The sequence below is a fragment of the Defluviimonas sp. D31 genome (assembly GCF_033436765.1).
Classification (GTDB): Bacteria; Pseudomonadota; Alphaproteobacteria; order Rhodobacterales; family Rhodobacteraceae; genus Albidovulum.
On sequence record NZ_JAWQFN010000012.1, the window covers coordinates 33,714 to 58,734 of the forward strand.

At 67.6% G+C, this 25,021-nt stretch carries 21 protein-coding genes, 1 tRNA gene and 2 pseudogenes; 9 read left to right on the forward strand and 15 right to left on the reverse strand.

What is annotated here, in order from left to right:
* Positions 1-5: 5 nt before the first annotated feature.
* Genes R5H32_RS17660 through leuB form a run of 4 tightly spaced genes read right to left on the reverse strand, consistent with a single transcriptional unit; the run spans position 6 to position 5,852 of the window.
* A complete protein-coding gene (locus R5H32_RS17660) occupies positions 6-1,487 on the reverse strand; it encodes an aldehyde dehydrogenase family protein (RefSeq protein ID WP_318340017.1) in 1,482 nt (493 codons plus the stop codon).
* Positions 1,475-3,082: a 5-guanidino-2-oxopentanoate decarboxylase gene (locus tag R5H32_RS17665; RefSeq protein WP_318340018.1), complete on the reverse strand. Its 1,608-nt coding sequence runs from the start codon at positions 3,080-3,082 to the stop codon at positions 1,475-1,477. Before R5H32_RS17665 ends, R5H32_RS17660 begins: the two co-directional genes overlap by 13 nt.
* Positions 3,079-4,770 carry a GMC family oxidoreductase gene (locus tag R5H32_RS17670; protein WP_318340019.1) on the reverse strand — a complete coding sequence of 564 codons (1,692 nt, stop codon included), beginning with the start codon at positions 4,768-4,770 and terminating at the stop codon, positions 3,079-3,081. Before R5H32_RS17670 ends, R5H32_RS17665 begins: the two co-directional genes overlap by 4 nt.
* Positions 4,767-5,852 carry a 3-isopropylmalate dehydrogenase gene (gene leuB, locus R5H32_RS17675; protein WP_318340020.1) on the reverse strand — a complete coding sequence of 362 codons (1,086 nt, stop codon included), beginning with the start codon at positions 5,850-5,852 and terminating at the stop codon, positions 4,767-4,769. The genes R5H32_RS17670 and leuB overlap by 4 nt, the downstream gene beginning before the upstream one ends.
* 103 nt (positions 5,853-5,955) lie before the next feature.
* Between leuB and R5H32_RS17680 the strand changes: the two genes are divergently transcribed.
* Positions 5,956-6,879: a LysR substrate-binding domain-containing protein gene (locus tag R5H32_RS17680; protein ID WP_318340021.1), complete on the forward strand. Its 924-nt coding sequence runs from the start codon at positions 5,956-5,958 to the stop codon at positions 6,877-6,879.
* Between the two features lie 40 nt (positions 6,880-6,919).
* On the opposite strand, the gene R5H32_RS17685 is transcribed toward R5H32_RS17680, so the two are convergent.
* The 5 genes from R5H32_RS17685 to R5H32_RS17705 form a co-directional block, all read right to left on the reverse strand.
* Positions 6,920-7,066 carry a hypothetical protein gene (locus R5H32_RS17685; protein WP_318340022.1) on the reverse strand — a complete coding sequence of 49 codons (147 nt, stop codon included), beginning with the start codon at positions 7,064-7,066 and terminating at the stop codon, positions 6,920-6,922.
* 136 nt (positions 7,067-7,202) lie between these two features.
* Positions 7,203-8,843 (reverse strand): alpha/beta hydrolase, encoded by a 1,641-nt coding sequence (locus R5H32_RS17690; protein ID WP_318340023.1) that lies wholly within the window; start codon positions 8,841-8,843, stop codon positions 7,203-7,205.
* A gap of 550 nt (positions 8,844-9,393) precedes the next feature.
* Positions 9,394-10,209, reverse strand: a complete 816-nt coding sequence (locus R5H32_RS17695) for a hypothetical protein (protein WP_318340024.1) — start codon at positions 10,207-10,209, stop codon at positions 9,394-9,396.
* Between the two features lie 234 nt (positions 10,210-10,443).
* Positions 10,444-11,211, reverse strand: a complete 768-nt coding sequence (locus R5H32_RS17700) for a VOC family protein (protein ID WP_318340025.1) — start codon at positions 11,209-11,211, stop codon at positions 10,444-10,446.
* A gap of 68 nt (positions 11,212-11,279) precedes the next feature.
* Positions 11,280-11,711 (reverse strand): Lrp/AsnC family transcriptional regulator, encoded by a 432-nt coding sequence (locus tag R5H32_RS17705; protein ID WP_318340026.1) that lies wholly within the window; start codon positions 11,709-11,711, stop codon positions 11,280-11,282.
* A 223-nt stretch (positions 11,712-11,934) separates the two neighbouring features.
* Here R5H32_RS17705 and R5H32_RS17710 point away from each other — a divergent pair, with 223 nt between their 5' ends.
* Together R5H32_RS17710 and R5H32_RS17715 are read left to right on the forward strand one after the other, a co-directional pair.
* Positions 11,935-13,080: a type III PLP-dependent enzyme gene (locus R5H32_RS17710; protein WP_318340027.1), complete on the forward strand. Its 1,146-nt coding sequence runs from the start codon at positions 11,935-11,937 to the stop codon at positions 13,078-13,080.
* A gap of 407 nt (positions 13,081-13,487) precedes the next feature.
* Positions 13,488-14,567, forward strand: a complete 1,080-nt coding sequence (locus R5H32_RS17715) for a DUF2235 domain-containing protein (RefSeq protein ID WP_412099039.1) — start codon at positions 13,488-13,490, stop codon at positions 14,565-14,567.
* Between the two features lie 116 nt (positions 14,568-14,683).
* On the opposite strand, the gene R5H32_RS17720 is transcribed toward R5H32_RS17715, so the two are convergent.
* Together R5H32_RS17720 and metF are read right to left on the reverse strand one after the other, a co-directional pair.
* A complete protein-coding gene (locus R5H32_RS17720) occupies positions 14,684-15,301 on the reverse strand; it encodes a hypothetical protein (protein WP_318340028.1) in 618 nt (205 codons plus the stop codon).
* 216 nt (positions 15,302-15,517) lie between these two features.
* Entirely contained in the window at positions 15,518-16,384 is an 867-nt protein-coding gene (metF, locus tag R5H32_RS17725; protein ID WP_318340029.1) for a methylenetetrahydrofolate reductase [NAD(P)H], read from the reverse strand.
* Positions 16,385-16,492: 108 nt separating this feature from the next.
* On the opposite strand from metF, the gene R5H32_RS17730 reads away from it, so the two are divergent.
* The 4 genes and pseudogenes from R5H32_RS17730 (at position 16,493) to R5H32_RS17745 (ending at position 19,181) form a co-directional block, all read left to right on the forward strand.
* Positions 16,493-17,398, forward strand: coding sequence for a LysR family transcriptional regulator (locus R5H32_RS17730; protein ID WP_318340030.1), 906 nt, complete (start codon positions 16,493-16,495; stop codon positions 17,396-17,398).
* Between the two features lie 2 nt (positions 17,399-17,400).
* On the forward strand, positions 17,401-18,168 hold the full coding sequence (locus tag R5H32_RS17735) for a glycerophosphodiester phosphodiesterase family protein (protein ID WP_318340036.1): 768 nt from the start codon (positions 17,401-17,403) through the stop codon (positions 18,166-18,168).
* 84 nt (positions 18,169-18,252) lie between these two features.
* Positions 18,253-18,963: pseudogene (locus R5H32_RS17740) on the forward strand (inositol monophosphatase family protein); the annotation flags it as partial.
* Positions 18,964-19,031: 68 nt separating this feature from the next.
* On the forward strand, positions 19,032-19,181 hold the full coding sequence (locus tag R5H32_RS17745; RefSeq protein WP_412099040.1) for a hypothetical protein: 150 nt from the start codon (positions 19,032-19,034) through the stop codon (positions 19,179-19,181).
* An 87-nt stretch (positions 19,182-19,268) separates the two neighbouring features.
* Here the strand turns inward: R5H32_RS17745 and R5H32_RS17750 are convergent.
* The 3 genes and pseudogenes from R5H32_RS17750 to putA form a co-directional block, all read right to left on the reverse strand.
* A pseudogene (locus R5H32_RS17750) lies at positions 19,269-19,646 on the reverse strand (GFA family protein).
* Between the two features lie 8 nt (positions 19,647-19,654).
* Entirely contained in the window at positions 19,655-20,398 is a 744-nt protein-coding gene (locus R5H32_RS17755) for a rhomboid family intramembrane serine protease (protein WP_318340031.1), read from the reverse strand.
* Between the two features lie 31 nt (positions 20,399-20,429).
* Positions 20,430-23,870: a bifunctional proline dehydrogenase/L-glutamate gamma-semialdehyde dehydrogenase PutA gene (putA, locus tag R5H32_RS17760; protein WP_318340032.1), complete on the reverse strand. Its 3,441-nt coding sequence runs from the start codon at positions 23,868-23,870 to the stop codon at positions 20,430-20,432.
* A gap of 97 nt (positions 23,871-23,967) precedes the next feature.
* On the opposite strand from putA, the gene R5H32_RS17765 reads away from it, so the two are divergent.
* Both R5H32_RS17765 and R5H32_RS17770 read left to right on the forward strand, forming a co-directional pair.
* Positions 23,968-24,438: an Lrp/AsnC family transcriptional regulator gene (locus R5H32_RS17765; RefSeq protein ID WP_318340033.1), complete on the forward strand. Its 471-nt coding sequence runs from the start codon at positions 23,968-23,970 to the stop codon at positions 24,436-24,438.
* Between the two features lie 41 nt (positions 24,439-24,479).
* Positions 24,480-24,563: transfer RNA gene (locus R5H32_RS17770), tRNA-Leu, on the forward strand.
* A gap of 112 nt (positions 24,564-24,675) precedes the next feature.
* Here R5H32_RS17770 and R5H32_RS17775 read toward each other — a convergent pair.
* The gene (locus tag R5H32_RS17775; RefSeq protein ID WP_318340034.1) at positions 24,676-24,885 is read right to left on the reverse strand and encodes a hypothetical protein; all 210 of its coding nucleotides are present in this window, start codon (positions 24,883-24,885) and stop codon (positions 24,676-24,678) included.
* Positions 24,886-25,021: the final 136 nt, after the last annotated feature.

The following is a 25,021-nucleotide window of genomic DNA, read 5'->3' on the forward strand; positions in this document are numbered from 1 at the left end:
TGTCCTCAGGCGGGGAACGGGTCGGGCTGGTGCGGATCCGTCGCGAGCCAGACCGATTTCGTCTGCAGGAAGGCGCGCATCCCCTCCCAGCCGTTCTCGCGGCCGTGGCCGGACTGCTTCCAGCCGCCGACGGGGCTTTGCGTCGCGGCGTTGAAGTAGTTGTTGATGTAGACCGTGCCGGCCTCGATCCGCCCGGCCATCCGCATGGCCTTCGCGACGTCGCGCGACCAGATCCCGGCGGCGAGGCCATAGGGCGTGTCGTTGGCGGTGCGGATCACCTCGGTCTCCGCGTCCCAGGCCTCGGTGGAGACCACGGGGCCGAAGACCTCGTTCTGCGCCAGCTCTGACGCGTTCGGCACATCGGCGAAGATCGTTGGGCCGATATAGTAGCCCTTGTCACGGCAGGCCGTGCGGCCGTCGAGCAGGAGCCGGTGCCCCGCCGCCTCGGCCGCCGCGATCCGTCTCAGGATCGCCTCGTAGTGCGGCCGGTTGGCGATGGGACCGATCTGCGAGGCGGGATCGTCGGGCGGGCCGGTACGGGCTTTCCTCACTACCTTGACCAGCCGTTCGGTGAAGGCGTTGATGACCGAACGGTGCACCAGCAGCCGCGAGCCCGAGATGCAGCTTTGCCCGCCCGCCGGGAAGATCCCCGCCGCGATGCCGTTCACCGCAAGGTCGAGATCGGCGTCGGGCAGCACGATCTGCGGCGACTTGCCGCCGAGCTCCATCACCGTCGGCTTCACCTGCCGCGCCGCGATGGTCGCGGCCGCCCGGCCCCCGGCGGCGCCGCCGGTGAAGCTCACCATCCGCACGTCGGGATGGTCGATCAGCGGCTCGCCCGTGGTGGGTCCGAAGCCGGTGACGACGTTCACCACGCCAGGCGGCAGTCCGGCCTCCTCCAGCACCGCCATCAGGTCGAGCGTGGAGCACGAGGCCTGTTCGGAGGGCTTGATCACCACCGTATTGCCCGCGGCCAGACAGGGCGCGAGCTTCCAGATCAAGGTGCCTACGGGCGAGTTCCAGGGCAGGATCAGCGCGACGACGCCAAAGGGCTCCCAGGTCAGGTAGTTGTGCATGTCCGGCACTTCGGCGGGGATGAGCCGCCCTTCGAGCTTGTCGCACATGCCGGCGTAGTAATGGAACGAATCCACCTGCCAGCCGCCCGGTTTCAGCCCCGGCGCGATGTTCGGCAGCCGGCCGTTGTCGCGCAGCTCGACTGCGCCGAGCCGCTCGGCATGGGCACTGATCACGTCGCCGATCCGCCGCAGCACCCGGCCGCGTTCGGCCGGCATCATACGGCCCCAGGAACCATCGTGGAACGCCGCCTTCGCCGCCGCAACCGCGCGGGCCACATCCTCGGCACCGCAATCGGGAACGCGCGCCCAGACCTCGCCCGTGGCCGGGTTCTCGCTGTCGAACCAGCGCCCGGTCGCGGGCTCGTGCCAGGCATTGCCGGCGAAGTAGCGGTAGGTTTTCAGCTCAGCCATGCGTCGTTCTCCCTCACCACGATCACCGTGGGCCGGTCGGCTTCGAAGGCGCCCTTAAAGGCCTCGGTAAATGCCGCCGCGCTGTCAGCGTAGGTGCCGTGGCAATGGCAGGCTTGTGCGAGGGCGACAAAATCGGGGTTGATCCCTTCCACGCCGACACGGGCGATGTCGCGGATATCCATGTCGTCCTGGATCTGCTTCAGCCCGCCGTTCTCCCAGATGACGATGGGCATGGCCAGCCGGGCCTCGGCGGCGGTGACGAGCTCGGGCATGGTGAACATGAAGCCGCCGTCGCCTGCGAGCACCGCGACCGGCGCATCCGGACGCGCCATCTTCGCCCCGATCCCGTTCGGCAGCGCATTGCCGAGCGCGCAGAACCCCGCCGGATAGAACCAGTGGCGCGGCTTGCGCACCGGCATCGCGAAGGCGCCGGTGTAGACGAGCTGGCAGGCATCGCCCGCCCAGACCGTGCCCGCTGGCGCGATCCGGTCGAGAAGCGCCAGAAGCCGCGCGTGCCGGCGCTCCGATCCGCTCAGGTTCTCGGCGATCCGTGCCCGCAGCCCCGCCACGCGCGCCGCGCCGTCCCGGGCCCGACCCGGAACCTCCGCCAGCGCCGCCCGGAGCGCGGCCATCGCCGGGGCCGCATCGGCGACGATGCCAAGCGTCGCGGGATAGAGATCGCTGATCTTGGCAGGGTCGATATCGACCCGGATGATCCGGCCCCTCAACTCCATCCGCTCGATGAAACTGTCGGTCTCGGAAAGCTCGCTCCCGACGGCGAGGATCACGTCGGCCTCGGCCAGGAACGCCTGCGCCTCGGGCCTGACGGTCGATGCCGAGAGCGACATCGGATGGTCGTCCGCCACGATCCCCTTGCCGGCGGTCGAGGCGATGACGACGGCCCCCAGGACCTCGGCAATGGCCGTCAGGTCTCCCGCCGCGCCGGCCGCGCCGCCGCCGACCATGATCACGGGGCAGGTCGCGGCCCGGAGCATCCGCGCCGCCTCGGCTATCTTGGACGGAGCGGGCGCGGGGCGGGCGGGCAGGGCGACCGGCTCCCAGATTTCCTCGACGATCTCGGCCTGTACGTCGATCGGCAGCGAGATATGGCAAGGACGCGGGCGCTGGCTCGCGAAGATCGAAAACGCGCGGGCCATCAGGTCGGGCACATCCGCCGCCCGCCGCGCGGTCGCGGAAAACGCGCAAAGCGGCTCGGTCACCCGCTTCTGCTCGGTGATCTCATGGAGCACCCCCCAGCCCTTGCCGATGGTCTTCGCCTCGGGTTCGGCCGAAACGAGAAGCATAGGAAGGCTGTCGGCATGGCACTGCCCGAGCGCCGTCGCGGCGTTGGTCACGCCGGGGCCGGAGATGACGACAGCGACGCCGACCTCGCCGGTCGCCCGCGCCCAGCCCTCGGCCATGAAGCCCGCGCCCTGTTCGTTGCGGGTCTGGACATGGGTGATCGCCCCGGCGTTCTGCCCGCCCGAGAGCCCCCGGCAAAGATCGAGCGTATGGACGCCCGGTATCCCGAAGACCGTGGTGACGCCGTAGCGCGCCAGAAGCCGCATCGTCGCCTCGCCGCAGGTCATGCTCATGCCGCTGTCTCCTTCGGATGTTCGGAGGGGAATTCGGGTGCCGGGGCCGCACGGTCGAGGATCAGGTCGGCGGCCTTTTCCGCCATCGCGATTACGGTGGCGTTGAGGTTGCCGGTGATCTGGGTCGGCATCGCCGAGGCATCGCATACGCGCAGCCCCTCGACCCCCCGTACCCGCAACCCGGCGTCAAGGACCGCCATCGGGTCATGGTCGCCCCCCATCCGCGCGGTCGAGCAGGGGTGGTGGCCGGTATAGGTCGTGGCCCGTACCGCCGCCTCGATCTCGGCGTCGGTCCGCGCGTTCCGCCACGGCTCCAGTTCACCGGTCACAAAGCGGGCGATCTGAGGCTGCGCCATCACCTCGCGCATCACCTTCACGCCGTCGACCAGCTCCTTCAGGTCGCGCGGATCGGCATAATAGTTCGGGTCGATCAGCGGATGCGCCCTCGGGTCGGCGCTCGCCAGCCGCACGGTGCCCAGCGACCGGGGCCGTTCCTGGTTGATGTCGATCTGCACGCCGGGTTTCGCGACCTTGCGGCCCCGCACCAGGAGCTTGCGGCCGAGCCATTGCGACCACGGTGTGCGCTCCCGGTCGCCGTTCGTGAGGTTCTCCTCGACGATCATCGGGGTCATGAAGACCTCCAGTTCCGGCAGCGCGGGGTCGTCGAAGGCGTGAAAGAGGACGGCTGAGAAGAACGCCCCGCCGCCGGGCCCCCGCTTGAAGAGAAGCCAGTTGGCCATGAGCGCGGCCGCCTTGTCGAGCCGCTGGTGACGGGCGAGCGAGAGGTCCATCCGGTCCGAGCCGTATTGCATCGACACATCGACATGGTCGGCAAGATGCGCGCCGACGCCGGGCAGGTCGGCCACGACCGGGATGCCGTGCGCCGCCAGATGCGCGGCGGGGCCGATCCCGGACAGCATCAGGGTCTGCGGCGTCGCGAAGGCGCCCTGGCAGAGGATCACCTCCCGCCGCGCCTCGAAACGCTCGCCGGTCACGGTCTCGACCCCCGTCGCACGGATTCCTTCGAAGGTGATCCGGGCCACCTGGCGATGGGTCAGCACGGTAAGGTTGCCGGGCTGCTTTCCGAGGTAGGCGATGGCCGAGGACTGGCGGATGCCGCGGTGGACGGTCGAATCGGTGCGGGCCACGCCGGTCCGGTCGGGGCCGTTGAAATCGTCCAGAAGCCGGTGCCCGGTCGCCTGTGCCGCGTCGATGAACGCCTGGTCGAGCGTGCCGAAATTGGCCGAAAGCTCTGTCTTCAGCGGCCCCCCGACCCCGTGCCAGGGATCGCGCCGGTCCCGCGCACCCTCGGAGCGACGGAAATAGGGCAGGAGATCGGCGTGGGACCAGCCCGGAAGCCCCATCTGCCGCCAGCCATCGTAATCGGCCGGCACGCCGCGCATGTAGATCATGCCGTTCATGATCGACGAGCCGCCGAGCCCGCGCCCGCGCGCGTAGTAGATGCGCCGCCCGCCAAGGGCCGCCTGCGGCACCGAGGAATAGCCCCAGTCATGCTTAGGATTGCCGAAGATGAAGCCGTTGCCGGCGGGCATCCGGATGAAGAGGTCGCGGCCACGGCCGCCCGCCTCGATCAGGGCAACCGTCACGTCGGGGTTCTCGGCCAGCCGCGCGGCCAGCGCGCAGCCCGCCGATCCGCCGCCGGCGACGATATAGTCGAAGCTCGTCACGCGCGCAGCTCCGCGATGACGGCGTCGGTCAGGCCGGCGGTCGTGGCCGCGCCGCCGAGGTCGGGGGTCAGATGGCCCGAGGCCAGCACCCGCTCCACCGCCGCCTCGATCCGGCGGGCGGTGGCGGGCAGGGCGAGGGAATGCTCGAACATCATCGCCGCCGAGAGGATCGTGCCGACCGGGTTGGCGATGCCCTGCCCGGCAATGTCGGGGGCCGAGCCGTGGACCGGCTCGTAGATGCCCTTCACCCGCTCGCCCGGCGACCCGCAGAGGCAGGCCGAGGGCAGGAGCCCGAGCGAGCCCGAGACGACGGCGGCGAGGTCCGACAGGAAGTCGCCGATCAGGTTGCAGCCCATCACCACGTCGAAGGCCAGGGGGGTCCGCACCATCTGGAAGGCGCAGTTGTCGGCATACATATGCGTGAGCGCCACGTCCGGGTATTCGGCCGCGACCTCGGTCACCACCGCGCGCCAGAGCTTGTAGCTTTCCATCACGTTGGCCTTGTCGGCCGAGACGAGCCGGCCCTTCCGCGCCCGCGCGAGGCGGAAGCCGGCATGGGCGATGCGGGCGATCTCCTCCTCGTCATAGGCGGCGGTGTCGAAGCCGTAGCGGCGGCCCGCGCGCCGCTCCTGCCCGCGCGGGGAGGCGAACATCACGCCGCCGGTCATCTCGCGCAGCACCATGATGTCGGCCCCCTCGGCGAGCCCTTCACGGAACGGCGTGAACCGCCCGAGCCCCGGCCAGGCGCGGGCGGGCCTCAGGCCGGCGTAGGCGTCGAGCGCCTTGCGGAGCCGCATCAGCCCGTCCTGCATCTCCGGCCCGCCGGGCACGCGGATATCGTCCCATTCCGGCCCGCCCACGGCGCCGACCAGAACCGCGTCGGCGGCCTTGGCTGCCGTGACTGTCTCGTCGCTGCAGAAGGTGCCGTGGGCCTCCCAGGCGGCGCCGTGAAGCAGGTCCTCGGCGATATCGAGCCGGATGCCTGCGAGGCCCGAGGCCACTTCGATCACATCGAGGGTCGCCCCCAGAACCTCGGGGCCGATCCCGTCTCCGCCGAGTGCAAGGATGGTGAAGTCTGCCATCGCGCAACCATTCCCACGTGGTTTCCGCCGTGACGCTAGCAGGCTTGCAGAGTTGGAAAAACGCGGAAAAAATGAATGCAGATCATTCATCAAGGGAATGAAGATGCGTGGCTATCCGGCCCTCTCCCAGATCGCGGCCTTCGACGCCGCCGCGCGCCACCTCAGCTTTTCGCGGGCGGCGACCGAGCTGAACGTCCAGCAGCCCGCGGTCAGCCGGCAGATCGCCGCACTCGAGGCCGATCTCGGCCACCTGCTCTTTCAACGCAGCAAGCCGCGCCTGCGGCTGACGCCCGAGGGCGAGATGCTGGCGACGGCCGTGACCGACGGCCTCGGCGCGATCCGCCGCGCCATCGACGCGCTCCGGGGCCAGAAGCGGCGCGACGTGCTGGTCGTCAACGCGGCCATCGGCTTCACGAGCTTCTTCCTCTTGCCGCGCCTCGGCGAGTTCCAGAGCGCCCATCCCGATATAAGGGTCGAGGTGGTCACCCGCGACCAGAACCCCGATTACGACCCGACTGCCTGCGACATCGTCGTGACCTTCGGCGAGGCGCCGCCGCCCGGCACCGAAAGCCGCCCGATCTTCGGTGAGGAACTGGTCGCGGTCTGCGCGCCGGGGCGTCTTCCCGCGGGGCGGCACCTCGGCCCGGAGGAACTGGTCCGCGAACGGCTTTTGCACATGTCGAGCGGTGCCCATGCCAGCGACTGGGACCGCTTCCTAGCGGGAACCGGGCTCAGCCCGCCCGAGCCGCAGCCGATCGACCGGCTGTTCAGCTACATGGTCTACCTGCGCGCGATCCAGAACGGGCAGGGGATCGGACTGGGATGGCGCCATCTCGTCGACGACCTCCTGGCGAGCGGCGCGCTGGTGCAGATTTCCGACCGGATCGTCGTCACGCCGCGCGCCTACCACTGCTCGATCCTGCCGCATTCCGAGATGCGCGCCGACGCGCGCGTCTTTCTGAACTGGATCGGGGCTCTTGTGCTTCCGGCCGGAGCCAGCCCCGCAACCGGACCGGGGCAGCCCTGACGCGCGTCGGCACTGTCCGGGGGTGGCCCGCGCCCCGTCTTTACCGGTTGGTCGGGCAATCGTCGTCCGGCGAAACCCGCGCCTCGCCGAGCGCCTCGTCCCGGACGACAGGAAGCGCCACCTCGGGACCGGCCGAACCCTCCGAGGGGCCGGGCGATGTGACCGGGACGACTTGCCGGACCGCCATTCACGCCTGCAATCCCGAATCTTCGAACGGCGCGGCCACGACGCTGCCGTTCCTAAATTCCCTGAACCTGTCCGTTGGGCGCCGGCGTCAGACGGCCAGCCAGCCGCGCGAGCTGGTCCGACCGAGGCAAGAGACGTCAATGTTTCTGAAACGCTGATCTGAGCCGGCTGGCGTCGGACTCGCTCCATGCCTCCGGATCGGTCAGCGATTCCCATGCGTCGATGTAGTGCGCGGCCGAGAAGAGATGGCCGAACCCCTTCGAAACATCAGTCGCGGTGGCCATGTCCATCGCCAGTTGAAGCATGGTTACGATCGGGAACCACGTGAATTTTTCCGAAACGTCAGGCGCGCGCGGGCTCATCATCCATTCGGGGCGGCGATAAGCCGTCTGGACCTCGAAGAAGGTGATCGGGTCGCTGGGGTATTGCAGATAGATAGCACGCGTCCGGGCCCATTGTGCGGGGGCACTGTCGAGCGTGTTCTTCTGCGTCGTGAAGCGAACGACCGAGGAATCGTCTATGCGCGGCGACCAGTAGGGTGATCCGGGGTTCCGGTTCCGTGTCATCGATTTCCAGATCGCGTTGTTGAAGGTCGGACCGGACCACAGCGCGCCGTCAATCGGATCACTGATCAGGCGGAGCGGCGAAAGCGCCTGTTCGGACGCGTATGAACCGAGGCTCAGCCCGTGAAGATAGAGCCGAGGCCGCGTCTCTGACGGCAGCGTCACCCAGTAATTGTATATCGCGCCCGCCAGGGCCTGTGCGGACTCAGGCGCGAGGTCCGGTTCGAACAGGAGCGAGAGCGGGCTGGAGAGATAGGAATATTGCATCGCCACGATCGCGGTGTCCCCGCGATGCATGACCTCCAGAGGATCCACGGCCTCGGGGTCCACCCAGCCCGTGCCCGTAGGACTGACAATCACCAGAATCCGACGCCCGAACGCGCCGACTCGAAGCATTTCCTCCAGCACCTTGTGCGCGCGGGAACTGACATTGTCGGCAGAGTTGAGGCCGGCGTAGATCCGGACGGGCGTCGTCGCCGGAGCGCCGCCGTGAAACCGCGAGATCTCCTCTTCGGTCCAGCCCCCTGCGACGAACGCGCGCCCTCGCGCGCCGAGCGAGGGCCAGGATACGAGCGACCCCGCGCCTCCGGCACGAAAGCGCCCGTCCGGGGGAGGCAACTCCGGATCAATGAAGGCGTCCACTTCCCTCAGGCCGCTGTCGGCCGCGTCCAGCGCCGATCTGAGGATGACGCCGTTGCCAATGTTCCACGAGATCACCGCCACCAGAGTCAGGCTTGCGACCATCGCCGCGCGCGGCGGAATCCGGCGCGCCAGACGCCGCTGGATCTTCGCCGCCATGACCTTGACGAGACGGCCGAGAAGGAGGAGCGCCCCGAACGTGCCGAATGCGGCGGCAATGATTGTCGCCGAGCTGTCCTGTTCGAGCGAAGGCATGCCCATCAGTGCGCGAAGTTCGTTCTGGTATCCGACGTTCCGCATCAGCGCCGGGATCAGCATCCCGATGCCAACGATCGCGATGGCACCCTCGGCGGCCGTCCGAAACCTGTCGCTCGGCTTCGGGAGTTCGAGGTAACACCACAGCGCGGCGATCGCGACGGCCAGCAGATAGCCGAGCGCGAAGGTCACCCCTCCAAGGACGCCCTGCAGGGCCGCGCTGCGGGGAATCATCGACGGCGTCAGCGAGGCCGCAAAGAACAACACTCCCACGGACAGCGCGAAGACCGAAAGTTTGACGCGTCTCAGCACTCTGACCATTGCGGCCCTTTCCTGGCTTGGGATGCCTGACAATCCGGGAGTGAACTGTACATGCTCTTTGCGGTGGGACACATGATGGCGCGGCGGGTCTGTCGATGTGACGAGTCATGTCTAGACTGCATCGGTTGCGCGCGGTTTGAATAGACATTCATACGATCTTCGCGGCTTCGGTCATGCGTCCGGGCACTCCCCTGCTTCCGGAAATGTGCCCGGACATCCGCGCCCGGCAACGGCCCGGCTTCTCGGGCCGGGCCCTGCCAAAGATCCCTGACCCTTTCGCGCCGGCTGTCGCGCAACCGTCATCACTCCGGGGCAAGCTGCCGGGCATGAGCGACATCGACCGACTTCCCGAATTGCTGGCCGCTCGCGACTGGATCTCGGCGGAACGGCTCCTGCGCCGCGCCGCCGCTGCCCGGGGGGGGCACCGGCGAGCGTCTTTTACAACCTCGCCAAGGTGATCGAGATGCGCGGCCGCGCGCCGCAGATGCTGCCCTGGCTGCGAAAGGCCGTGGCGGCCGGTCAGCGCCTCGGGCTTCAGAGCGTCAGCGCGTCAGCGCCAGTATTGGTTGACGCTGCTTCGTAGGGATAGTGCTCGGACCACATGTTGAGGCATTTCGCGCGGGCAAGCTGAAGCTTCTCTTCGATTTCCCACCAGCCGTAGTCGTTGTTGTGCTGATAGAGCATCGGCGCATAAAGCAAGAAAGCATTGGTGAAGATCTCGTTGAAGCCCATCTGTGCCTCGACCGGAGGTTTGGTTGAACCGTGCGGTCGCGCGTGAAACGCCGTCGGACGGCCATAGCGCACCGGCCCGCTGTACTTCGAACATCTCGTAACTCGACACTCCGGTGGACATATGTCCAACGGTAGACCCAATCCCGATGGCCCCTTCCGCAAGCCCTTGATCGATGATGTTGGTAATCTCATTGATCTGGTCGAGATCGCTGACCGTCACGGACCAGCCGTTCACTCCGTCCTCTCCCGCCTTGGCCCGGTTGATGAAGCCTTTGGTCGCGTCTGCCGGCCCGTCGAAAGTCATGCCGTCATGTACGATCATTCGCGCCATCTCGTGGCTGATGACGGTGCCGCAGTTGACCGGCCATTTGTTCTCCTTCGACGCGTACCACTCTGCGACGTTCTTAGCGCCCAGTTCCATGTCCATGCCGGTGGTGACTTCATCGCGTAGACTGGCTTTCACAGAGAGACCGTCCAAGGCGTGAAAATGCGTATCGATGAACCCCGGAGCCACCACATGCCCGCTCGCATCGATCGTTTCGCGCCCCTCGATGGGTTTGTCTGTAGTCTCAACGATCCATCCGGCCGAAATGCCTACACTCGCGACCTGATCAAAGCCCGTTTCGGGGTCCATGACACGCCCACTCAAGATGACCGTGTCATAGGTCTGAGCCTGCAGACTGGTTGCTGTAAGAATTGTCGCCGTAAGAAAATGGATGTGAGCTGGATGACTTCTATCCTTGCTCCAGAAGATGGCCAGGATAGCTCCGACCTGCGGTTCACAACAAGTTCTGGTCCAATTGAAGGGCGTATAGAATGGCTGCTTTGTCCCGCAAAGAGGACCAACAGAGTTCGTGGAAAGCCCTTCTTATTTCGGCCCGACCAGTGCGAACATCGCGCCCTGCGGATCCTGTCCGACCATGATGAAGGCGCCGCCCGGCACTTCGTGCGGGCCGTGGAAGACCCGGCCGCCCGCACCGCTGACGCGGCCGATGGCGGCGCTCACGCTGTCGGTGCCGAAATAGGGCAGCCAGAACGGCCGGTCGGGCCCCGGCATTCCGGGAGCTTGCCGCATCATGCCGCCGATATCGGCCTTGCCGTGCCGGAAGAGGTGGTAGCCGCCCATCTCGCCGAGGTCCATTACATCGCCCGGCTTCCAGCCGAACTGCTTTCCGTAGAAGGCCATCGCCGCCTCCGGGTCGGAGGTCATCAGCTCGTGCCAGCAGCCGTGGCCGGTCTGCCTCTGGTCGAAGGCGGTGCTGGTCGCGCCGTTCTCGGGGGCGAGGAGGCCGAACGGCGTGCCCTGCGGATCGGCGGCGACGGCGAAGCGGCCGGTATCGGGGATGTCGGCGGGGGCCTGATGCACCGTGCCGCCGGCCTTGGTGAGTGCCTTCGCGGCCTTGTCGCAGTCGCTGACGGTGACGTAGAAGATCCAGCCGGGAGGGGCGCCGGCCGGTGCGGCCATCATCCCGGCCACCATCGTCCCCCCGGCGCGGGCGATCCGGTAGTCGACCCCCTCCATCCCGGCATCGGCGACCGACCAGCCGATCACATGCGCGTAGAACCGCGCCGCCGCGTCAGGGTCGGGTGTGGTCAGTTCGTACCAGCAGGGGGTGCCCTTCTTCGCCTTGGCCATGTCGATCCTCCGCGGTTCAGCCCGACCCAGAGCCTGCGCCCCTCGGGCCGCGAAAGCAAGCGGCGGGGTTAGACTGCGCGGTCGAGCTTGGTCGAGAGGTGGATCAGGCTTTCGGACGACTTCACCCCTGTCATCTCGCCGATCACGTCGAGGACGCCGTCGAGCACCGCCGTCGAGGGGGCGGCGACCTGCAGCAGGAAATCGACCCGCCCCGAGGTGGTATGGACCCGCTCGACCTCCGGGATCGCCTTGAGCCGGGTCAGCACGTTGGCCTGGGCGCGCGGCTCGATCGTGAGCAGAACCGTGGCGCGGATCCGGCTTTGCCGCGCGGCCTCGCCGAGCTTTACGGTGTAGCCCGCGATGACGCCGGTGGTCTCCAGCCGCTCCAGCCGCGCCTGGATCGTCGAGCGCGCGACCTTGAGCCTCCGGGCAAGCGTGGCCACCGAAACCCGGGCGTCGGAGCCGAGAAAACCGAGGAGGGAGCGGTCGAGGTCGTCCATGCGATGATTCCGGCGATATGACAGTTCGTTCGTCATTCTAACGAGGTATCGAGGCAATTCTACTCTTTTGATCGGTGGAAATGTGCATCATATCCGGCGAACTTCGTTACAGGCGAAGGACGGTTTGTACGTTCCTGGCCTGGTTTGGTTAAATGCGTAAGCGCTTTCCAACCGGATGCCCCGGGAAAGAGGTGGCTGCGCCTTGTTGGCAAGGAACACGCCGATGGGGCTCTCAAAGACGATCTGGGCGAATCCGTCCGAATATCTCCGTATCGAGCAGCCGGAAGATCCGGTGATGTTCTTCGCGCCCACGGTGCTCCAGGCGACCGCGCGGCGATTCCTCGACGGCTTTCCGGGGCTCGTCACCTATGCGGTGAAGTCGAACCCCGAGGAGACGGTGATCCAGAACCTCGTCGCCGCAGGCATCCAGGGCTTCGACGTCGCCTCGCCGGCCGAGATCGAGATGGTGCGCCGCGTCGCCCCGGCCGCCGCCTTGCACTACAACAACCCCGTGCGCGCCCGCCACGAGATCGAATATGCCGTCGCGATGGGTGTTAGGTCCTATTCCGTCGACAGCCGTTCGGAGCTGAAGAAGCTGGTGGAGATCGTGCCGGCGGAGGGCGCCGAGATCTCGGTGCGGTTCAAGCTGCCGGTCGCGGGTGCGGCCTACAATTTCGGCGCCAAGTTCGGCGCGACGGTGGATCTGGCGGCCGAACTCCTGCGCGAGGTTCACGAGGCGGGCTTCATCGCCTCGCTCACCTTCCATCCCGGCACCCAGTGCACCGACCCTATGGCTTGGGACGCCTACCTGCGCGCCGCCGCCGGGATCTGCACTAATGCCGGCGTGACGGCGCGGCGTCTGAACGTCGGCGGCGGCTTCCCGTCGCACCGGCTGAACGGCGAGTTGCCGCAGCTCGACGCGATCTTCGAGCTGATCGGGCGCGTTGCGGACGAAGCGTTCGAGGGCGCGCCGCCGGCGCTGGTCTGCGAGCCGGGCCGCGGACTGGTGGCCGAGAGCTTCACGCTCGGAGCCCGCATCAAGGCGGTGCGCGACGGCGAGCATGTGTTCCTCAACGACGGCACCTACGGCACCCTCGACGAGCTGCCGATCACCGGGATCATCGACCGCATCGCGGTGGTGAGCAGCGAGGGCGCTCTGCGCCGGGGCGCGACGCGGCCGCGGGTGATCTTCGGGCCGACCTGCGACAGCGTCGACCGGCTGCCCGGGGAGGTCGGGCTGCCGGCGGACCTCGAGGAGGGCGATTACCTGGTGGTCTCTGGAATGGGCGCCTATTCGACGGCCACGAACACAGGCTTCAACGGTTTCGGCAAGATGGTGGTCGCGACGGTGATGCGCCTCAGCGCCTGAGGGCGAAAGCTCCCGATCGGGCGAAGGCCGGCGCGCGCCGCACGCCGGCCGTTTCGTTGCGGTCGCGCGGGACGCCGGTGTGGCCGTGCGGAGGATCAATCTTTCGTCAAACTTCTGTGCGTAGCCTTCGATGGAGGGGCGGCGGGATTACCTATCAGTTGATAGTTCCGGTGCCGGCCCGATCCGTTGGCACGGCGCTCTGGCCGTGCGCATGGAGGTGCCCGCGACATGCAAATTTCCCCGCATCCGCTTGCGTGTGATCGCTTCGGGCTGCTGGCGCCGTCTTTGTCGCGCGTGTGGAAACAGAAACATTTGGTAACGGCAAGTTACACCCTCGTGCCTTTGGGCGACTCGGGGGTAGGGGCTATGCTGGAAGACAGGGTGAAGGAACGGGAGGCCTGTTCAGGGTGACGCGGCTAACCGAAAAGCTGCTCAAGTTGTTGCGCATCGGCCGTCAGGTCGAGACGCAGAGCGCGGTTCGCGGGCGCGGGCCGTGCGATCATGTCATTTGCCTCGACGGGACGCTCTCCACGCTCGAGCCGGGGCAGGAGACGAATGTCGGCCTCATCTACCGGCTCCTGCAGCAAGTGCCGCATTCGTCCCACCTGTCGCTCTACTACGAGGCCGGCGTGCAGTGGCACATGTGGCGCAATACGCCCGACGTGGCGATGGGGCGCGGCATCAACCGCCAGATCCGGCGCGCCTATGGCTGGCTCGCGACCCGCTACCGGCCCGGCGACCGGATTTTCCTCTTCGGTTATTCGCGCGGCGCCTATGCGGTGCGCTCGCTCGCGGGGATCCTCGACCAGGTGGGTCTGCTCAGGGCCGAGCACGCGACCGAGCGCAATGTCCAGCTTGCCTACCGCTATTACCAGCGCGAGAGCGAGAGCAAGTTCGAGGCGGCTTTCCGCCGCCGCTTCTGCCATCCGAAGGTCGAGATCGAGATGATCGGGGTCTTCGATACCGTCAAGGCGCTGGGCGTCCGGCTTCCCTTGCTGTGGATGTGGACCGAGCCGCATCACGAGTTTCACAACCATGCGCTCGGCCCGGTGGTGAAGCAGGGCTATCACGCGCTGGCGCTCGACGAGAACCGCGCGGCTTTCGATCCGATCATGTGGGAGACGGGCGGCGGCGACTGGGAGGGCCGGGTCGAGCAGGTCTGGTTTCGCGGCGCTCACGGCGATGTCGGCGGCCAGCTCAGCGGTCTGAGCGAAGCGCGGCCACTGTCCAATATTCCGCTGGTCTGGATGTTGGAAAAGGCCGCGCGCTGCGGACTGGCCCTGCCCGAGGGCTGGCGGGCCGGTTTTCCAACCGATGCCGGGGTGGTCTCGGTCGGCACGACGCGCGGCTGGGGCAAGGCGTTCATCCTGCGGGCCCGGCGGCAGGTCGGACGCGACCCGTCCGAAAGCCTGCATCCGACCGCGACGGCCAGGCGGGCCCGGGCGGCATGGTCGCTGCCGGCGATCGGGCGCCGGAGCGGAACCTGAACCCGGCGTTACGGCCGGCACGGATTCACCGCGCGATAATTGTGACCGTTCCCGGCCCGGCCCGGCCCGGGTCGCGGCCGTTACGCCGGGTCCATGCTCCGTTTGAAGTGGCCGGATCAGGGGTCGACCGCGAAGAGCAGTCCGCAGAGGAAGATGTTCGCGTCGTGGTGCATGCCGATGAGGACATAGCCGTCGCGGCAGACATGGGTCGAGGTGCCGGCGGCCGGAACGGGGTAGGGCGCTTGCGTGCCGCCGGGGCCGTCGACGTAGATCTCGGACAAAGGTTGCCAGCCGGGATTGCGACCGGCGGGAAGCTCTTCGCCGATCTCGACGCAGGTGAAGGTGTTGGCGGGCACGTCATAGGCCGTCATGTAGGCATTGGGACCACACCAGTGCATGGACGGGCCGGAATAGCCGGGCACAAGCAGGTGGTCGTAGGTCGGGTCAGGCCATTGGCGAGCTGGGAGTCTTCCGCGATCCCGGGGGGCGCTGGTGAACGCATTCTTGACGTCGAACCAGGTTGAAAGCACCGGGACGCAGATCGTGTAGCCGGTGTCGTAGCGAATTCCCATCACGGCATATTGATCGTCACCGGCGGAGGGGCAGGGGCGCCAGTCGCGCATGGTGGCATAGGGGTCTTCGTCGGGCATCGGGATCGTGGGCAGCGCCGCGGCGAGCGCCGGGGCGAGGCAAAGCGCGGCGGCGAGGGCAAGAAGAGAACGGATGCTGGGCATGACTTCCTCCTGACAATCATCATGTGGCCGGGAGGAATGGCCGAAGCGCGTGTCGGCCATTGGGAAACCGGCCGAAGTTAAGACCAAGAAATTATCGTGACATGATAACACGATATCGGCGACTTGTCGCGTTGACTTGGTGGCCGGGCGCGACCGGCCGGACGCAAATCGGCCCCGGACTGTGAGCGGTCCGGGGCCGGCTTGCCGAACGTCCTGTCAGGCGACGTTCTGCAGGGAGACCTGCGGCTCGAGCCCGAGCGCGTGGCAGATCTCGCGCGTCAGGTGCGGCCGGTTGAGCGTGTAGAAGTGCAGATCCTCGACGCCGCCCTGGATGAGGTCGTCGCAAAGCTCGGTCGCGAGCGCGGTGGCGAGGAGATGCTCGCGCCCGTCGCGGATTGCCTTGTCGAAGGTCTTGTCGAGCCAGTCCGGCACCGTGGTGCCGCAGCGTTCGGCGAAGCGCCGCGCGCCCGACCAGGAGATGATCGGAAGGATGCCGGGTATGATCGGCGCGTCGATGCCGGCCTTCTCGCAGGCGTCGCGGAAGCGGAAGAAGCTCTCGGCCTCGAAGAAGAACTGGGTGATCGCCGAGGAGGCGCCGGCGTCGATCTTGCGTTTCAGCCAGGCGACGTTCGCCGCCATGTCGGCGGCCTCGGGATGGGCCTCGGGATAGGCGCCGACGCGGATCGTGAACTTGCCGGTCTCGGCCAGCGCCTCGATCAGATCGACCGACGAGGCGAAGCCGTCGGGATGGGCGGTGAAGCTTTCCTCGCCTTTCGGTGCGTCGCCGCGGAGCGCGACGATCTCGGTCACGCCGGCCTGGGCGTAGCTCTCGGCGATCGCGAGCGTCTCTGCGCGGGTCGCGTCGACGCAGGTGAGGTGCGCCGCGACGTTGAGGCCGTAGTGGTCGCCGATCGTGGTGACCGCCTCGTGCGTCAACTCGCGGGTCGTGCCGCCTGCGCCGTAGGTGACCGAAACGAAGTTCGGTTTCAGGGGCGCCAGCATCTGCACCGTCTCCCACAGCCGGAACGACGCGTCGAGCGTCTGGGGCGGGAAGAATTCGAAGGAAATCCGGGGTGCAGGCATCGTGTCGTCCTCGTGTTTGATGGGCTCTTGTCTCATATCGGCGAACGTGAGACAAATTCATAATTCTCAAGATCAATATGAGGTGGATCGGATGATGGCGGGGCGGCGATGCATCTCGAGCTGAGGCACCTGCGGACGATCAAGGCGATCCACGAGGCCGGTGGGCTAGCGCGGGCGGCCGAGCAGCTCAACATCACCCAGTCCGCACTCAGCCACCAGGTCAAGGGACTGGAGGAGCAGGCGGGGGTGGAGCTTTTCGTGCGCCGGTCGAAACCCCTGAAGCTCTCGGCGGCGGGCCTGCGGATGCTGCGCACCGCCGAACGGGTGCTGCCGGAGATCACGGCGCTGGGCGAGGAGTTCCGCTCGCTCCGGTCGGGCAAGAGCGGGCGGCTCCATATCGCGATCGAGTGCCATGCCTGTTTCGACTGGCTCTTTCCGGCGCTGGAGCAGTTCCGCCGCGCCTGGCCCGAGGTCGATGTCGATATCCGACCCGGCCTCGCCTTCGAGGCGCTTCCGGCGCTGGCGCGGGAAGAGGTGGACCTTGTGGTCTCCTCGGATCCCGAGACGCTGCCGGGCATCGTGTTCCGGCCGCTCTTCGACTATGCGCCGACCTTCGTCGCGGCGCGGCAGAATCCCCTGGCGCAGAGGCCCTTCGTCGTGGCCGAGGATTTCCGCGACCAGGTGCTGATCACCTATCCTGTGGACCGCGCCCGGCTCGACATCTTCTCGGAAGTGCTGCGCCCGGCGCGGGTCGAGCCTCTGGCGGTGCGGCAGGTGGAGCTGACGGCGGTGATCCTGATGCTGGTCGCGTCGAACCGGGGCGTGTCGGTGCTGCCCGACTGGGTGCTCAGGGAAGTGAAGTACCAGCCCGACTACGTCACCCGGCCGGTGACGGACAAGGGGCTGACGAAGCGGATGTATGCCGCGGTCCGCGAGGCGGAGGCGACGCGGCCCTTCATGGCGCATTTTCTCAAGCTCGCGCGAAGCGAGCCGTTGAAGCTGCAGCGGGCGTGACGATGCATCCGTTTCTCGATCATCCGAAGCCCATCGCCTTCGCCCATCGTGGCGGTGCGCTCGAGGTCGAGGAGAATACGCTCGGCGCCTTCGGCCATGCGGTGAAGCTGGGCTATTCCCATGTCGAGACCGACGTGCAGGCGACGCGCGACGGCGTGGCGGTGATCTTCCACGACGACACGCTCGAGCGCATGGCAGGGCGGCCGGAGCGGGTCGATGCGCTCGACTGGGCAGAGCTTCGGCGCGTCCGGACGCGGGGCGGGGCGGAGATTTCCCGGCTCGACGACGTGCTCGCCGGCTTTCCGGGGCTTTACGTCAATCTCGAGGCGAAGTCGGATGCGGCGGTCGAACCGATGGCGGCGGCTATCAAGGCGGCGGGCGCGCTCGGGCGGGTTTGCGTGGGCTCCTTCCAGCCGCGCCGGACGGCGCGGCTCTGCGCAGCACTCGGGCCGGGCCTTTGCTGGTCGCCGGCCCATGCCGGCGTGGCGCGGCTCTGGCTCGCGGGCTGGGGGCTGCCGGTGGCGGTCGGCGGGTTTCCCGCGGTGCAGGTGCCGCCCACCCATCGCGGCATCCCGCTCGTCACCAAGCGGTTCGTCCGCGCCGCCCATGCGCGCGGCATCGAGGTCCATGTCTGGACCGTCGATGAGGCGGCGGAGATGGAGCGGCTGATCGATCTTAGCGTCGACGGGCTGATGAGCGACCGGCCAACGCTCCTGCGAGAGGTGCTCGCGGGCCGCGGGCTCTGGCGCCCGCGGCCGGCGGGTGTCTGAGGGCGGATTTCGGCTGCCCGGCCCCTTCACAACCGGCCCGGGCGCGCGTATAGGCACGGGCTTGATGACAAGGAGCCGTGGCCGATGCAGGGCAGTGCCAACCTCAACCTGATGATCAAGGCGGCGCGCAAGGCCGGCCGCAGCCTCGTGAAGGATTTCCGCGAGGTGGAGAACCTGCAGGTCTCGGTCAAGGGGGCGGGCGACTTCGTCAGCCGTGCCGATCTCGCGGCCGAGAAGATCATCCGCGACGAGTTGATGGCCGCGCGGCCGACCTATGGCTGGCTCGGCGAGGAGACAGGCGAGGCGGCGGGCGCCGACCCGACCCGGCGCTGGATCGTCGATCCGCTTGATGGCACCACGAACTTCCTCCACGGCCTTCCGCACTGGGCGGTGTCGATCGCGCTCGAGCACAAGGGCGAGATCGTCGCGGGCGTGGTGTTCGATCCGGCCAAGGACGAGATGTACTGGGCCGAGAAGGGCGCGGGCGCCTGGATGAACGAGAGCCGGATCCGGGTCTCGGGGCGGCGCTCGATGTCCGAGGCGGTCTTCGCGACCGGGGTGCCGTTCGGGACCAAGAAGACGCTGCCCGCGACCTTGCGCGACCTCGCGCGGCTGATGCCGGCCTGTGCCGGGGTGCGGCGCTGGGGCTCGGCCTCGCTCGACCTCGCCTATGTGGCGGCGGGGCGCTACGACGGCTTCTGGGAGCGCGAGCTCGGCGCCTGGGACATGGCGGCGGGGCTTCTTCTGGTGCGCGAGGCTGGCGGGTTTACCGACGCGGTGCGTGATGGGCGCGACATCTTNTCGCCTATGTGGCGGCGGGGCGCTACGACGGCTTCTGGGAGCGCGAGCTCGGCGCCTGGGACATGGCGGCGGGGCTTCTTCTGGTGCGCGAGGCTGGCGGGTTTACCGACGCGGTGCGTGATGGGCGCGACATCTTCGAGTCGGGCGCGGTGATTGCGGCCAACGGCGATCTCTTCGGGCCGCTGGCGAAGATCCTGCGCGAGGACGCCTGAGGGCGGGCCGGGTAAGGGGGCTGTCCGCCCCCTCTTGCCGCTTGTGCGGCAATTCACCCCCGAGGGTATTTTTCGCAATGAAGAAGATCATGTCTGGTCGGACGGGTGGTCGATGCCATCGGTCCAGGGAACGGGATCGAGGTCGCGCGGGTTGACGCCGTCGAGGCAGGCGGCGTTGCGCCCGTATTCGTTCGGGTTCGAGCGGCGGCGGTGGTGGGTGTAGATGCCGCAGGTCTTGCAGAAGTAATGTTTCGCCGTGCCGGTATTCCAGGTGTAAAGCGTGAGGTTGTATTCGCCCTTCACGATGCGGAGCCCGTCGAGCGGAACGGTGACGGCGACGGCGCCGCGCCTCGCGCAGAACGAGCAGTCTCAGCGCCGCGCCGTGGCGAGGCCCTCCGGGGCGAGGGTGACTTCGAACTCGACCGCGCCGCAATGGCAGCGCGCGGAGTGGTCGGCGCCGATCATGGGCAGCGTCATTTGTGCTTCCGGCGGATGACGGGGATCGTGGAGGGCGAATACTCGGTCTCGGGATGGGGCGGCCGGCCATGCGTGCGCTGCCAGAAGCCCGCCGCGCCGCGCCTCAGCCACAGGGGCAGCGTCAGCGCCATGCCGGCCGCGAAGCCGCCGGCATGGGCCCAGTAGGCGATGCCGCCAGCCTCGGACGGGGTGCCGAGGCCGCCGAGGATCTGCATGCCGAACCAGAGCCCGAGCATGACCCAGGCCGGGACCGCGAAGACCCGGAAGAACACGAAGAAGATCAAGAGGATGTCGACCCTCGCGCGAGGGAAAAGCAGAAGGTAGCCGCCGAGAACACCGCCGATCGCACCCGAGGCGCCCACCGTGGGCACGACCGAGTCGGGATCGGCGGTGATATGGGCCGTGGCGGCGGCGATCCCCGAGGCGAGGTAGAAGGCGAGAAAGCCGAAGTGCCCCATCTGGTCCTCGAGATTGTCGCCGAAGATCCAGAGGAAGAGCATGTTGCCGGCAAGGTGCATCAGCCCGGCATGGAGGAACATCGAGGTAATGACCCCGCGGACCTCGCCGCCTTCGGTGACCGCGACCGGGATCATCGCCCAGTCGCGCCAGAAGAGCATCATCGCCCGTTCGCTGTTCATGTAAGGCAGTTGCAGCAGGAACGCGGCGATGTTCGCCGCGATCAGGCCGTAGACCACATAGGGCGTGCGCCGTGAGGGGTTGTGGTCGCGGATCGGAAGCATGGAACCACGTTTTCCGATCCGCGCCGGCGCGTCAAGCGGTGCCCGCCTCGGCGAGGAGCTGGGCGTTGCCGCCCGAGGCGGTGGTATCGACGCAGACATGGCGTTCATGCGCGACATGGGCCCGGTCCGGGAGCGCGGTGATCAGCGGCAGGATCGGGCCGGAGCGGCCCGCCAGCGCCTCGCCATAGGCCCGCGCCTCGGTTTCCTCGCCCCAGAAGACGACGCCGGAGAAGCCCCTGAGCGATGCCAGCGAGGCGGGATCGAGTCGGCCGGCGACCGCGATTGCCTGACCGCCGAGCGCGTGGATCGCCTCGGCCTGAGCCTCGGTCGCCGCGGCTCCTGGACCGAGGCAGAGGACGGGCGTGCGGGCGAGAAGCGTCAGCCGGTTCGATTCGCCGGTGGGCCCCGGCAGGTCGAGCTGGGAGAGCACCGCCGGGACAGGCGCGGCGTCGAGCGCCGCCTGCACCTTGGCCGGGTCGGCCTTGGCGGTCGCGGTTCCGGGGGCCGGCGCCGCGGCCGGTTTCGTGAACCGGGCGAGGTATTCCGGGCCGCCGGCCTTCGGTCCGGTGCCGGAGAGCCCCTCGCCGCCGAAGGGCTGGCTGCCCACGACAGCGCCGATCTGGTTGCGGTTGACGTAGATGTTGCCGACGTGGAGCGCCTCGGTCACTTCCTGGACGCGGTTGTCGATCCTCGTGTGCAGCCCGAAGGTCAGTCCATAACCGGTTGAATTGATGTCATTGATGACCTTTGGAAGATCCTCGGCATCGAAGGTCGCGATGTGGAGGACGGGGCCGAAGATCTCGCGCTTCATCTCGGCGATGCCCTTGACGCGGATCACCGTCGGCGCGACGAAGTGACCGCCCCGAGGGGTCGAGAGCTGGCGCAGCAGGCGGCCTTCGCGGCGGGCCTTCTCGATATGGGCGCGGATGCCCTGTTCGGCCTCGGAATCGATCACCGGGCCGACGTCGGTGGCAAGGTGCCAAGGGTCGCCGACGGTCAGTTCCTCCATCGCGCCGAAGAGCATGTCGGTGAAATGGGCGGCGATGTCTTCCTGCACATAGAGGCAGCGCAGCGCCGAGCAGCGCTGGCCGGCGGACTGGAACGACGAGGCCACGATGTCGCGCACCGCCTGCTCGGGAAGCGCCGTCGAGTCGACGATCATCGCGTTGAGGCCGCCGGTCTCGGCAATGAGCGGCGCGCCGGGGGCGAGGTGGCTGGCCATCGCCTTGCGGATCAGCATCGCCGTCTCGGTCGAGCCGGTGAAGCAGATGCCGTTCACGCGCGGATCCGACGTGAGCCGCGCGCCGACCGTGGCGCCGTCGCCGGGCAGGAGCTGCAACGCCGAAGCCGGGACGCCGGCCTTGTGGAGAAGCGCCACGGCATGGGCGGCAATCAGCGGTGTCTGCTCGGCGGGTTTTGCCAGCACCGCGTTGCCCGCGGCGAGGGCGGCCGCTATCTGGCCGGTGAAGATCGCGAGCGGGAAGTTCCAGGGGCTGATGCAGGTGAATATGCCGAGGGGCGGCTGCTTCAGCTCAAGTCCCCGCGCGGCGTAGTAGCGCAGGAAGTCCACCGCCTCTCGCAGTTCGGCGACCGCGTCCATCTGGGTCTTGCCGGCCTCGCGCGCCAGGAGCGCGAAGATCGGGCCGAAGTTCTCCTCGTAGAGGTCGGCGGCGCGGTTGAGGACCGTGGCGCGCTCGGCCGCGGTCGCGGCCCAGGGCTTGGCCGATTTGAGCGCGGTGTCGACGTCTTCCTTGGTGGCGTCGGTGACGCGGCCGACGCTGGCGCCGGTCGCCGGGTTCACCACCTTCTTCGGGGTCGCGCCCACGACCTTGCCCGCGAGGATCGGCTGGGCGGAGAACTCCGCCTTGCCGTGCGGGTCGCGCGCCGCGTCGATGCGGGCGAGCGTCGGCGCGTCGGTGAGGTCGAAGCCCTCGGAGTTGCGGCGTTCCGGCGCGAAGAGGTCCGGCCCCTTGCGGATCGCGCGGTTGGTGAGACCGGGGAGCATTGCCTCGACGGCGTCGAAGGGGCAGGCGGCGACCACTTCGGGGGCCACGTCCTCGTCGACGATCTGGTTGACGAAGGAGGAGTTGGCGCCGTTCTCCAGGAGCCGCCGGACGAGATAGGCGAGCAGGTCGCGGTGCGCGCCCACCGGCGCGTAGATGCGGCAGCGGGTGCCTTCGCGCTTCAGCACGATGTCATGGAGCCGTTCGCCCATGCCGTGGAGGCGCTGGAACTCGAAGCTCTGGCCATCGGCCATGTCGAGGATCGCGGCGACGGTATGGGCGTTGTGGGTCGCGAACTGCGGATAGATGCGGTCGGTCATGCCGAGGAGTTTCTTCGCATTGGCGATGTAGCTCACGTCGGTCGCTTCCTTGCGGGTGAAGACCGGGAAGTCCTCGAGCCCCATGACCTGCGCCCGCTTGATCTCGGCGTCCCAGTAGGCGCCCTTCACGAGGCGCACCATGATCTTGCGGTCGAGGCTCGTGGCCAGCCCGTGCAGCCAGTCGAGTGCCGGCCCGGCGCGGCGGCCATAGGCCTGTACGACGACGCCGAATCCGTCCCAGCCCGCCAGTTCGGTATCGGCGAGCACGGCCTCGATCACCTTAAGCGACAGGGAGAGCCGGTCGGCCTCCTCGGCGTCGATGTTGAAGCCCATGCGGGCCTTTGCGGCCTGGCGCGCGAGGTCGCGCACGACCGGCACCAGTTCCTTCATCACCCGCGCCTCCTGCGCCACCTCGTAGCGGGGGTGGAGTGCGGAAAGCTTGACCGAGATGCCGGGATTGGTGCGGATGTCGTCGCTCTTGCAGGCGATCGCGATGGCGGCGATGGCCTTCGAATAGGCCTGCGCATAACGCTCGGCATCCTCGGCGGTCTTCGCGGCCTCGCCGAGCATGTCGTAGGAATAGGAATAGCCCTGCTTCTCCATCCCTGCCGCGCGTTCCATCGCGGCGTTGATGGTCTCTCCGAGGACGAACTGCTTGCCCATCTCCTTCATCGCCTGGCGGGTGGCGCGGCGGATCACCGGCTCACCGAGGCGCTTTACCGCGCCGCGCAGGTGGCCGACGATGCCGGGTTCCTTTTCTTCCAGCACCTTGCCGGTCAGCATCAGCGCCCAGGTCGAGGCATTGACCAGCGAGGAGGCGGACTGGCCGAGATGCTTGCCCCAGTCGGACGGCGCGATCTTGTCCTCGATCAGCGCGTCCATCGTGTCGGCATCGGGCACCCGCAGGAGCGCCTCAGCAAGGCACATCAGCGAGATGCCCTCCTCGGTGGAGAGCCCGTATTCGGCAAGGAAGACCTCCATCAGGCCGGGGCGGACATCGGCGCGGATCTGTTTCACGAGGCTGGCGCCGGCTTCGACGATGCGGGCGCGGTCCGCGCTTCCAAGGGCCGCGGCCTTGATCAGGCGGTCCAGAAGCGGCGCTTCGGGGGTGAGCGAGCCAGTTTCGATCTCGTGCCAGTGCTGTTCCATGCGGGTCCTCCTGCGAATGGCCCATCATAACGCTTGACCAACAGTCATTTTGCCTGAAATATGGTAATTGCCAGCCAGAATGACCAAAGTGAATGCCATGATTGTGCCAAACGATCTGCCAGAGATCGACCGTTTTGACGCGGCGATTCTGCGCGCCCTGTCCGCGGACGGGCGAATGCCCGTGACCGAGCTTGCCCGCCTCATCGGGCTGACCAAGACGCCGACGCAGGTGCGGGTGAAGCGGCTTGAGGAATCGGGTGTGATCGCGGGCTATCGGGCGGTGCTCAACCCGATCCGCATGGGACTCGCCAACGTTGCCTATGTCGAGGTGCGCCTTTCGGACACCCGCGAGGCGGCCCTGCAGGCATTCAATCGCGCGGTGCGCGGGGTTCCCGAGATCGAGGAATGCCACATGATGGCCGCCGGGTTCGACTACCTTATGAAGGTCAGGACCAGCGACATCGCCGATTACCGGCGGGTCCTCGGCGAGCGGATTTCGCAACTGCCGCATGTCGCATCGACATCGACCTATGTGGCGATGGAGGCGGTGAAGGAGGCAGGGATCTGAGCTTGCCGGCGCCATGCTTTCCGCTATGGTCGCCGCCGCTGGCCCGCGTGGTGGAATGGTAGACACAGGGGACTTAAAATCCCTAGGCTTTGGCCGTGCCGGTTCAAGTCCGGCCGCGGGTACCAGAAAGACGGCCTCCCCGGGCTGTCCAGATGACTTCACCCGACCCGTGCGGGCTCCGGCGAATCAGGGGCCGACCGGCACCGGGCCCGTCGCCGCGGAAGTTCAAATTAGCCATCAACCATTCCAGGCCCGCAAACCCGGCGCCTGCTTGCGTCGATTGGCGGAATTTCCCGCCCCGCCTGACGAGCGCAAGCGGTCCAGCAGGGTCGGGTTCTCGGCGATCGGGGAGTTGACTGATAGGAAAAACAATTTAACATGAAGAATAATGCCCGTGAGGATGGCGGCGGACGTGTCACGCGCCGTCGGCTCGCAATCATTGAGCATTAAACTCGGTCGCCTGATGTGGCCGCGGCAAGGAGAGACAGAGAAGATGGCGTTCAAGACGGATATTGAGATTGCGCGCGAGGCGAAGAAGCGTCCGATCATGGAGATTGGCGACAAGCTGGGGATCCCGGCGGAG